At 42.5% G+C, this 11,252-nt stretch carries 9 protein-coding genes and 1 pseudogene; 4 read left to right on the plus strand and 6 right to left on the minus strand.

The window, feature by feature from the left end:
• Positions 1–64 precede the first annotated feature (64 nt).
• Entirely contained in the window at positions 65–1,861 is a 1,797-nt protein-coding gene (locus MTN97_RS12935) for an alkaline phosphatase (protein WP_248474558.1), read from the minus strand.
• An 11-nt stretch (positions 1,862–1,872) separates the two neighbouring features.
• The gene (locus MTN97_RS12940) at positions 1,873–3,462 is read right to left on the minus strand and encodes an alkaline phosphatase (RefSeq protein WP_248474559.1); all 1,590 of its coding nucleotides are present in this window, start codon (positions 3,460–3,462) and stop codon (positions 1,873–1,875) included.
• A 192-nt stretch (positions 3,463–3,654) separates the two neighbouring features.
• Here MTN97_RS12940 and MTN97_RS12945 point away from each other — a divergent pair, with 192 nt between their 5' ends.
• The 3 genes and pseudogenes from MTN97_RS12945 to MTN97_RS12955 all read left to right on the plus strand — a co-directional run bounded on the left by MTN97_RS12945 (position 3,655) and on the right by MTN97_RS12955 (position 4,946).
• Positions 3,655–3,861, plus strand: coding sequence for a putative sulfate exporter family transporter (locus MTN97_RS12945; protein ID WP_248474560.1), 207 nt, complete (start codon positions 3,655–3,657; stop codon positions 3,859–3,861).
• Between the two features lie 112 nt (positions 3,862–3,973).
• Positions 3,974–4,219 (plus strand): DUF3297 family protein, encoded by a 246-nt coding sequence (locus MTN97_RS12950; RefSeq protein ID WP_036980685.1) that lies wholly within the window; start codon positions 3,974–3,976, stop codon positions 4,217–4,219.
• 177 nt (positions 4,220–4,396) lie between these two features.
• Positions 4,397–4,946 (plus strand): annotated as a pseudogene (locus tag MTN97_RS12955) (homocysteine S-methyltransferase family protein).
• A gap of 82 nt (positions 4,947–5,028) precedes the next feature.
• Here MTN97_RS12955 and MTN97_RS12960 read toward each other — a convergent pair.
• The 4 genes from MTN97_RS12960 to MTN97_RS12975 all read right to left on the minus strand — a co-directional run bounded on the left by MTN97_RS12960 (position 5,029) and on the right by MTN97_RS12975 (position 10,377).
• On the minus strand, positions 5,029–6,336 hold the full coding sequence (locus MTN97_RS12960) for a DEAD/DEAH box helicase (RefSeq protein ID WP_248474561.1): 1,308 nt from the start codon (positions 6,334–6,336) through the stop codon (positions 5,029–5,031).
• 108 nt (positions 6,337–6,444) lie between these two features.
• The gene (locus MTN97_RS12965) at positions 6,445–7,635 is read right to left on the minus strand and encodes an alpha/beta hydrolase-fold protein (RefSeq protein WP_248474562.1); all 1,191 of its coding nucleotides are present in this window, start codon (positions 7,633–7,635) and stop codon (positions 6,445–6,447) included.
• A gap of 110 nt (positions 7,636–7,745) precedes the next feature.
• On the minus strand, positions 7,746–9,566 hold the full coding sequence (glmS, locus tag MTN97_RS12970) for a glutamine--fructose-6-phosphate transaminase (isomerizing) (protein ID WP_036956987.1): 1,821 nt from the start codon (positions 9,564–9,566) through the stop codon (positions 7,746–7,748).
• 46 nt (positions 9,567–9,612) lie between these two features.
• Entirely contained in the window at positions 9,613–10,377 is a 765-nt protein-coding gene (locus MTN97_RS12975; protein WP_248474563.1) for a DeoR/GlpR family DNA-binding transcription regulator, read from the minus strand.
• Positions 10,378–10,539: 162 nt separating this feature from the next.
• Between MTN97_RS12975 and MTN97_RS12980 the strand changes: the two genes are divergently transcribed.
• Positions 10,540–11,067: a sugar O-acetyltransferase gene (locus MTN97_RS12980; protein WP_248474564.1), complete on the plus strand. Its 528-nt coding sequence runs from the start codon at positions 10,540–10,542 to the stop codon at positions 11,065–11,067.
• Positions 11,068–11,252 lie beyond the last annotated feature (185 nt).

The following is an 11,252-nucleotide window of genomic DNA, read 5'->3' on the forward strand; positions in this document are numbered from 1 at the left end:
ATAATGGCAGTTTAATGACATAAAAAAACCCACACAGTGTGCGGGTTGTTTTATATCGCAAGGTTTATTGCGCTACTTTTTCATCCGCGGCTTTTACAAAGTCAGCGGCAAAGTCCATAACATGGAATAAAAAGCTTTGCTCATTAGTACCTGTTACTAAATGCGCCCCAGGGCCCATTGCATACACACCTACATCTTCGCCTGCGTGAGTTTCTGATGATAGTGGCACAAGTGCCTCTTGGTGAAAACCTGGCGTTGTAGTATCAACATTACTTAAATCAACACGCCCTGTAACGGGTGCTGCTAAGTAAGATGCATCAGCATCGGTTTCTGCACCTAGGTCTCTGTAACCCAAACCATTAGTGTAACCAACTGTAGTATAAGGCATATCGTCGGCAGCAAGGCTGGGCTCTGTTTGCCCTACACCAACCACTTTACCTAAAATTGGGTTACCGCGTTTAGGGTAACCCGCAATGGTAAATACGTGACTGTGATCGGCTGTTACTACAATTAGCGTCTCTTCTGGGTTGGTGTTTTCCATCGCTACTTTTACTGCTTTAGCCAGCTCTACAGTATCGTTAAGTGCGTTGTATGCATTACCCGCATGATGCGCGTGGTCAATACGTCCCGACTCAACCGTTAAGAAAAACCCTTGCTCGTTATTATCAAGCACATCAATCGCTTTTTCGGTCATTTGTGATAATGAAGGCTCGCCTGCAATATCATTGCCACGGTCGGCTTCGTACTGCATGTGAGATTCATTAAATAAACCAAATACACGCTCAGTTGTGGTTGCATCAATAGCAGCAAAACCCGCTTGATCCATCACATAAGCACCATTTGGATATTGCGTTTTCCACTCGGCGGTTAAGTCGCGATTATCTGTACGATCGCCCTCTACAGCACTAACAGCATCAGCTGAGTTAAACGCGGCATCTTTTGGTAAAAAGTGACGACGCCCGCCACCCATAACCACTTCAATTCCGTCTACATCAACACCACTAAAACGTGCTTCTAGGTTCTTTTCAAAGTTAACCAGCTGTGAGGCAATATCTTCACAATTAGCTGACTCAGAAGCAGGCATATCTGAAATATCTTCCCAGTTACGGTCTGCCGATTTAGCGTAGGTTGCCGCAGGTGTTGCATGGGTAATACGCGCAGTAGAAACAATACCCGTAGACTTACCGGCAATCTCAGCCAGCTCTAATGACGTAACAAGCTCATGTCCTTTGCCTGATGTACAACTACCACGTTTAACCGCTTCGTCTATACCAATTACACCCACATCGGTTTTTACACCTGAGGCCATTGCCGTCATTGTACCGGCAGAATCTGGCGTTTGTGCATCCACATTATAGGTTTTTACAAACCCAGAGTACGGCATGGTTTCAAAGCTTAATTGGTGATCTTCACCCATTTCACCCTGTAATTGCCCCGCTAAAATACGAGCAGCTGTCACAGTAGAAATACCCATTCCATCGCCAACAAACAAGATCACATTTTTAGCTTTACCCGATTCAGTTACCACTTTACTTGCAGCATCTTGCGCGCCGGCGAGCTCAGTTTGTGCATCACTAAACCATACGTTATTGCTAAGAGACGCCAGCTGCTCACTCGTTAATGAGGTGGCTGGGTCGTTACAGACTAAGTTAGTCTGCGTTACTTCGTTGCTCTCTAATTGCCCGTTTGTATTGGTATCAACACCGCTTTGTGTTTCTACGCCGCCATTGATACATTGCGCAGATCCCACTGCAATTGGGAGATCGACCGCTAAAATATTATTGCTGTTTTTGTCGTCATCACTCGAACACCCCGTTAATGCGACCATTACTGCTAAAGAAAGTACTGTTAATTTATTCATGTGAGCCGCCATTATTGCTGAGTTAGTTCAAGAGCTTGATTTATTAAATGAAATACAACGTTTTGCTCAATAACACCTTGAGCTAGGTGAGCACCCGGTCCGGTTGCATGCAGTGAAATATCTTCACCTGCGTGTGTTTCAGAGCTCAGTGGTACCGTGGTTTCTTGGTGAAAACCTGGCGTTGTTGTATCAACACCATTTAGCTCAACACGTCCTGCAACCGCAGCTGTTTCATAGCTTGCGTCCGCATCCGTTTCATCGATTAAGTTTCTAAAACCGAGGCCGTTTGCATAACCTACTGTGGTGTATGGCATGTTATCAGCAGCTAGCGTTGGTGTAGTTTGCCCTACAGCAACCACTTTACCTAAAATTGGGTTACCACGTTTAGGGTACCCTGCAATAGTAAATACATGGCTGTGGTCAGCTGTAACTAAAATAAGGGTTTCTTCTGGATTGGTGTTATCAACGGCAGCTTGTACTGCTTTTGCAAATTCAATGGTGTCATTAAGTGCATTGTATGCGTTACCCGCATGGTGAGCATGGTCAATACGGCCCGACTCTACGGTTAAGAAAAAGCCTTTTTCGTTTTTACCCAGTACATCAATCGCTTTGGTGGTCATATCGGTAAGCGACGGCTCACCAGCTATATCGTTTGCACGGTCAGCTTCGTATTGCATGTGCGATTCGTTAAATAAGCCAAATACTTTAGTGGCGTCATCGGCAATAGCATCAAACCCAGCTTGATCCATTACATAAGTGCCATTTGGATATTGTGTTTGCCACTCAGTAACTAGGTTACGCTCATCGGTACGATCGCCTTCTACGGCGCTCATAGCATCAGTAGAATTTGCCGCGGCCTCTTTTGGTAAAAAGTGACGACGGCCGCCACCCATAACAAAATCTAAGCCATCAACATCGGTTCCGACAAAGCGTGCTTCTAGGTTTTTTTCAAAATTAACCAGCTGTGAGGCAATATCTTCACAGCCAGCATTCACTGCTGCCTCAGGCATGTCTGAGATATCTTCCCAGTTGCGATCAGCCGATTTAGCATAGGTTGCCGCAGGCGTTGCATGGGTAATGCGGGCAGTAGAGATAATTCCTGTTGCTAGACCTTTAATTTCAGCAAGCTCAGTGGCTGTAAGTAACTCATTACCAGCCACCGTTGAGCACTCACCGCGCTCAATTTCTTCATCAACACCAATAACACCTACATCGGTTTTAACCCCTGAGATCATCGCAGTCATGGTGCCTGCTGAATCTGGTGTTTGTGCGTCAACGTTGTAGGTTTTAACTTGTGCTGAGTACGGGAATTTTTCAAAGCTTAAATAGCCTTCTTCGCCCAGCTGGTTGTTTCGTTGACCTTGTAAAATGCGCGCTGCTGTTAAGGTAGAAATACCCATGCCATCACCAACAAATAATATTACATTTTTAGCTTTGGTGCTTTTAACCGCTTGTGCTTGCGTTGTTTTAGTTGTTAGTTTTGTTTGTGCAGCACTGTACCAGCTGCTGTCTTTTTGACTTTGCGGTAAAACATTGGCATGACTAACGGCACTAAACGCACAGGTTAGTGCGATTGCCGCAGCAACTTTTTTAATTTTCATCCGTAATTCCCATTATGTAGTGGTTATTTTTGCTTGAAGCCTTAGCCTCAAATTAGTAACCGCAGCACTATAAAAAACAGATGTGACCTCTAAGCGTATTTTTAATTAAAAAAAAATGACTAAATCATTACAAAATTAAGACACAAAAAAAGCGCAGCGGTTAACCGCTCAAATAAAGGTAACCATGGCGAGTTGCCAAAAGTACCCGGATTTTTAATTGGCTTTGTTATTTTAATGCTTATTAACAGCACCTTTAACCTACCAGCTATCGTGCTCGAAACCGCTAACGAGCTTTCTCGATTCTTTTTAATTGCCGCCATAGCCGCTATTGGTATGAAAACAAACTTAGGCAAACTCACCGAGGTGGGCTTAAAACCAATAAATAATGATTGTTGCTGAAACAATTTGGATAGCACTGTTAATACTTGGCTTTGTATTGTGTAGTTAAACCTTGAGCGTATTGAGTGGATTGCCTACAATAGCGCATCACTTTTTAATAAAGATTAAAATCATGACCGATTCAACAAAACCAGCATTACCTGATCAGCTTTCTATTAATCCACGCAGCAAGCATTACGTAGAAGAAGTGTTTGAACACGAAATTGGCGTAAAGTTAAACGGTAAAGAGCGCTTTGATGTAGAAGAATACTGCATTAGCGAAGGCTGGATTAAAATTGCCGCACCTAAAGCGCTAGACCGCCGCGGCCAACCTTTACTTATGAAAGTAAAAGGCACTGTAGAAGCGTTTTACAAGTAATAGCTTACTTGTAAAAAGAAAAGCGACACCTTACTGGGTAGTCGCTTTTTTTGTGCCTTTTAAAAACAGCTTTAACATATTGAACTTTTTTCATACTCAACCTGATGAAGTTTCATTATGAATTTTAAAAAAGTATGTTTGAATAGCTTTAATCATTTAGATGCATAGAAGTCTATTATAAGCAAATTAATAATATTAGATGGCGGCATGGGTCGTGAACTTAAACGCATGGGCGCGCCGTTTACATAGCCACGGTGGAGTGCACAAGCTCTAATAGAAGCTCCGCATTTTGTAACGCAGGCTCACCAGGTTTTATAGATGCAGGCGCTGAAATTATTACAGTAAATAGCTATGCGTGTGTCCCCTTTCATTTAGGTGAAACGCTTTACCAAGCACAAGGTGCAGCCCTTGCACAGCAAGCTGCTGTAATTGCAAAAGAATTCCCGAGGTTATTGAACAAGCGCTGCGCGACACAAATACTGTACTAAAACAGCAAAATAAAAGCGTTATTTTAGGCGCGTTTGCTAATGGCTTTACACCAATCGCCAGCGACTATAAAGCCAATGAAGGCTCGCAAGGTTACCGCGACTTATCACCCGCTGAGTATGTAGACTTTGCTAAACAATGGCACAACCTTGGCGCAACAATTATTGGTGGCTGTTGTGGTATTGGCCCTGAATTCATAGCAGCACTGGTAAAGTGGAAAAGCGATATTGAAGCGCTTTAATATCATTTATTTAATTACAAAAGTATCGAGAATCCCTTTCGAGCTTATTGACTGGTTCCCAATACCCAATCGAGCCCTTGTATTACTTAGAACGGCCTCGCCAGCCACTCCACACATCATTTTCTGGGTTAGCTTTATTTTTTTTCTTTTTCTTGCCGGTGCCTTCGGGCTTGGCCATGGGTTTATCGTTTTTAAGCGCATCAGCTGCATCAAGATTCGCTTGGTTTACTGCAAAGCCTGCTACCTCTTCGCGCTCTAAGCGTAGTTTATTTTTCTTTTCGATAATTCTAAAGTGATGGAAGTCTTCATAATCAATTAACGATAACGCTAGACCAACTTCACCGGCACGGCCGCTGCGGCCAATACGGTGCATGTAATCAGCGGGGCTGCGCGGTAAGTTAAAGTTAATAACAACAGGCAGTTTGGCAATATCTAAACCACGGGCTGCTATATCGGTGGCAATAAGTACTTCTATTTCGCCCGCTTTAAATTTTTCGATTACGCGAGTACGCTCACTTTGGCCTTTATCACCATGGAATACTTGTGCATTCACGCCGCGCTTTTCAAGCTTGCTGGCTAAGTGCTCACAATCTTTTTTAGCGTTGACAAATATCAGCGCTTGGCGCCATTTGTGCTGCTTAATTAAATGCGCTAAAACCGTGGTTTTTTCGCCTTTATTAACTGTAAATACGCGCTGTACTAAGGTGCTTTCGTCTTTACTCTGAACTTGTATTTCAACCGGATTATTTAACAGCTCTTGCATTAAAAGCGTTACTTGCTCTGGGAAAGTAGCTGAAAACAACATGGTTTGCTTTTTAGCAGGCATAAGCGCTAATAAGTTAGCCAACTCTTCGGTAAAGCCTAAGCTTAATAAACGGTCGGCTTCATCAAGCACTAAGGTATTTACTTTATCAAGCTTAATGGCGTTGCTTGAGATTAAATCGAGTAAACGCCCTGGGGTTGCCACGATAATATCGGCACCACCACGTAGTGCCTGCATCTGGGTATTAACCGACACACCACCAAATACCGCCACCGTTTTAATGGCGCCATTAAAGTGTGCAGAATACGATTTAACATTATCAGCTACTTGCGTTGCAAGCTCACGGGTAGGTACCAAAATAAGCCCTGAAACAAAGTTATCTTTGCTAGCAGTTTTTTTAGCACCTTGCGCTAAAAATAGCGTTTGTAGCATAGGCAAGGCAAACGTTGCTGTTTTACCTGAGCCGGTATTTGCCCCCGCAATTAAATCGCTACCAGCAAGTACACTTGGGATCGCCTTAGCTTGAATTGGCGTAGGCTGGCTATATTGTAAATCAGTTAAACGAGCAATTAGCTCTGGAATAAGGCCAAGATCGTTAAAAGTACTAGGGCTTGCGGCTAAGGTCATATTTATTACGGGCTTATTGCTAAAAAAGTAGCCTGTAATTTTAGCGTATTTAGCAGCTATTAAGTAGAGATTAGTGATTTAAATAATATTTAACAGTAACTAAAAACCCTAGTTACGCTTATCAAACTCTGCCTGCAACCTAGCTTTTGTTTCTCTTAAATAATTTATATAAGGATATGAGTCATCTGCAATGGCTAAAGCAGACTCCATCTGTTCAAGTGCTTGACGAGTATCACCTTGCATTTCATAGCCATAAGATAGGGCAGAAAGCGCATCAACTGATTTTGGGTAGTTTTTTATATTGTACTTAAACACCTCTATAGCGCGGGTAAACTGCTTGCTGCCCGTTAAGTTATAACCGAGCGATCTAACAGCGCGATCCGGTGGTGATATTTGCTCGCCCCATTGCTGAGATAATGTTTGATAATAAGCATCAATAGAAGCTACATCATCAGTTAAAGCACTGATTGGCATTTGCTTAGGTAAAAATAAGTTGTAATAGGCATTAAATACGCCAGCAACAGAGGTTAAGCCATGTGAGATACCATCAAACGCATCATTAAAAAAGCGTAACCCCCGCACTTTAGGCGATTGCATACCTTGCAGCAATTCATCATACCTTTCGCGCATTATGCCGGCTTCTTCGCCGATATTGATGTAAACGTAGTTATTCAGGTCTTTCGTTTTAGTTATAAATGATTTTGTGCTTTTTACCATTGCGCCATAATTCCACCAAACAGCAGGGCTATACGCAATATGCGCTTGAAATAACTCAGATTTGGCCTGCAACGCATACAGCGCAAATACACCACCAGCAGATGCGCCAGCAATAACCTTATAGTCATGCGTGCGATAGTTCTTATTTACTAAAGGAATGAGCTCTTGTTCAAAGAACGCTAAAAACTTTGCCGCGCCACCCCCTTCACCGACAGGCCCTTGTGGTTCCTTGTTCACTGTAGGATACATATCTCTAAGTCGATTAGTGTTTTCAATAGCGACAATAATAACCTCAGGCGCACGATTATCATTTTGTAAACGCTCAATAACAGCACTAGCAAGCGATATATTACCCGCTCCATCTAAGCGATATATAACAGGGTATACCTTCTTTGGCTCAGCTTGATAGCTCTTTGGTAACTGTACAACAACAGTGCGTTCTTCATTTAAAACAGTAGATTTAAATGTATGTGTGTACTGAGAATAATCAGCACTTTGCTGTTTAATGCTAGCTTGTGCAAAGGCACTTTGTGAACTAAAAATACTAAAGCTAACAAAACAAATAACGGTTAATAAACGCATGACTAATCCCTTAGAGAATAATAAGTTACTTAAGCTAACAGAGTTTCAGGCACAAAAAAAGCGCCTTAAGCGCTTTTTTAACATTAATAAAAAAATATAACCTGTTGATTTTACTCAACTGTAACCGATTTTGCTAAGTTACGTGGTTGGTCAACGTCAGTGCCTTTAATGACCGCTACATAGTACGACAGCAACTGTAGTGGAATTGTATATACAACAGGAGCAATTACGTCGTCTACGTGGTTTACGTTGATTACACGCATTGTGTCGTCTGACTCAAAGTGTGAATCTTTATCAGCGAATACATAGATGATGCCGCCACGTGCACGTACTTCTTCTACGTTTGATTTAAGCTTTTCAAGCAGCTCGTTGTTTGGTGCTACAACAATAATTGGCATGTCGGCATCAATCAGTGCTAATGGCCCGTGTTTAAGCTCACCTGCTGCATAGGCTTCTGCGTGAATGTATGAAATCTCTTTAAGCTTAAGCGCGCCTTCCATTGCAATTGGGTATTGTGAACCGCGACCTAAAAACAGTGAGTGATGCTTATCAGCAAACTCTTCTGCAAGGTCAGCAATGCCATCAGCCAATAGTAGCGTTTCTTCTAATTTAGCAGGAAGTAATTTAATAGCGTTAACAATCGTGCTTTGATCTAAGCCTTTCTCTTGCGCAATAGACGCAGTAAGCATTAACAAACCAACAAGCTGCGTAGTAAATGCTTTAGTAGAGGCTACACCAATTTCAGCGCCTGCTTTGGTCATAAAGGCAAGGTCGGATTCGCGTACAAGCGATGAGCCTGGTACGTTACAAATAGTCATTGACCCCATATAGCCTTGCTCTTTGGCTAAGCGCAGTGCTGCTAGCGTATCGGCTGTTTCACCCGATTGTGAAATAGTCACAAGTAGGCTGTTTTCGTGTACATACGATTGGCGGTAACGAAACTCAGAGGCAATTTCTACGTTACAACTAACACCTGCAAATTGCTCAAGCCAGTAACGAGCAACCATACCTGAGTGGTATGACGTACCACAGGCAATAATTTGTACGTGTTTTACATCTTTAAATATTTGCTGTGCGCTGTCGCCAAAAGCATCAATCGCTACGCGGTCATCGTTTAAACGTCCTTCAAGGGTGTTACGTACTGCAAGAGGTTGCTCATAAATTTCTTTTAACATGTAGTGACGGTAATCACCTTTACCTGATGCATCTTGTGTAATGTTTGATTCAACAACTTCACGCTCAACCGCGTTGCCATCGGCATCAAAAATTTCTACTGTGTCGCGAGTAATGCGCGCTACATCACCTTCTTCTAAGAAGATAAAGCTGCGAGTCACCGGTAATAATGCAAGTTGATCAGAAGCAATAAAGTTTTCACCAAGGCCTAAACCAATAACTAACGGGCTGCCTGAGCGCGCTACAATAATTTCGTTATCATTCGCTTTATCGAACACAACTGTACCAAATGCACCTTCAAACTGTTTAACAGCTGCTTGAACTGACGCTAATAAAGTGGTGTGCTGCTGACGTAACTGATGAATTAAATGCACCATTACTTCGGTGTCGGTATCTGATAAAAACTCGTAACCGTCGCCTTTAAGTGCTGCACGCAAACTTGCGTGGTTTTCAATGATACCGTTATGTACAAGCGCTAATTGATTGCTTGAAACATGTGGGTGAGCATTGGCTTCAGTTACACCGCCATGAGTTGCCCAACGAGTGTGTGCAATACCTGTGTGACCGCTAACACCAGCTTGTTCAAGTGCTGATTCTAAGTTTACAACCTTACCAACTGCTTTAACTGTATTAAGAGTATTACCCTCAAGTAAAGCTACACCTGCTGAGTCATAACCACGGTACTCAAGACGCTTAAGGCCTTCAACTAAGATTTTATTTACTGGACGTTCTGCAACAGCCCCAACGATTCCACACATAGTGTCTCCATTAATTTTTTAATTCTAGCAACTCACGGCGTAGTTACTAATCCATAATCTCTGCGCAAATTAGTTTTACACCACATGCCTCAATCGCTGCGCGTTTATCATACGCTAAGCCACTGTCGGTTATTAATGTGGTTACTGTTTGCCACGGTAATTCTAAATTTGGTATTTTTCGGCCGATTTTTTCTGACTCAACCAGCACAATAACTTCACGCGCCGCTTTAGCCATCACTTGGCTTAGCCCAACAAGTTCATTAAACGTGGTTGTTCCTCGTGCTACATCAATGCCATCGGCACCAATGAACAGCTGATCAAAATCATATGAGCATAGTACATTTTCGGCTACTTGCCCTTGAAACGATTCTGAATGCGGATCCCACGTGCCACCTGTCATCAAAAGGGTTGGCTCGTTTTCAAGTGCTAATAAACGCGTTGCTACTTTAATCGCGTTCGTCATAACAACTAACCCCTGCTTGGTAGCCAACTCAGGGATCATCGCTGCTGTTGTACGCCCGCTGTCAATAATAATGCGGTTATGATCTTTTATAAGCGCCGCTGCAGCCTTAGCAATGGCTACTTTGCGCTTAGAATCAATCTCATCGCTTACAATCTCTTTTGGTAGCGCAATAGCTCCACCATAACGGCGCAGCAACAAGCCACTTTTTTCAAGCGCGGTTAAGTCTTTTCGAATGGTTACTTCTGATGTTTGAAACTGTTCAGCAAGAGTCTCAACGGCCACTTCACCAAGCTCATTTACTTGGCTGAGGATCAGGTGACGGCGTTGCTGGGTGTTTCGTTTGGTCATTAAGTAACTGCTATTAAGTTTCGTTTCGAAAGTTATTGGATTTTAAACGAAACATTATAAATGGCAAGTGAATGCGTAAAAAAAGCACAGTTTTATTCAAATTATCATCATGCTTAAAGTAGGTTAAGCTAGGCACCATTATTTAAGTTAAACAAAATTGATATGCAGTCATTTAATAGTATTAGTAAAGAGAATCTAGCGCAGCGAAAAGCTGTGCACGAAATTTGCCGCTTATTTAATAAAAGCCCCAGTAAAGGTAATTTAAAGCGAATAAAAGAATTATGCTCACACTGTGGTGATGGAGTAATTATTGAAGCGGGCTTTCATTGTGACTATGGCTCGCAAATACATATAGGTGATCGTACTTTTATAAACATTAACTGCACTGTATTAGATGCACCAATTAATGAAGGAGTGATTAAGATTGGTAGTGACTGCTTAATTGGCCCGAACGTTCAACTATTAGCAGTTTCGCATGCTGTGAACCCCATAGAGCGCCTCAATAAAGAAAATTTTGCGGCACCAATCTCCATAGGTAATAACGTATGGATTGGCGCGGGAGTTATTGTGTTAGCTGGTGTTACCATTGGTGATAACACTGTTGTGGGCGCGGGTTCAGTGGTAACTAAGAGCATTGCATCAAATACCGTGGTTGCCGGCAATCCAGCACGTGAAATAAGAAAGTGCTAAGGATCATCGTTAAGCCTTAGACTCACATTTACCCTTATACCTCGAACCCATATTTTCACTTTATTCCAGACGTAAAAAAGCCCGACTATTGCTAGTCGGGCTTTCTCAATTTGGAGCCTGGTAATGTCCTACTTTCACATAGCAAATGCTACACTATCATCGGCGCTGTTTCGTTTCACTACTGA

It is taken from the genome of Pseudoalteromonas sp. 2CM36K (assembly GCF_023161865.1).
GTDB lineage: Bacteria > Pseudomonadota > Gammaproteobacteria > Enterobacterales > Alteromonadaceae > Pseudoalteromonas > Pseudoalteromonas tetraodonis.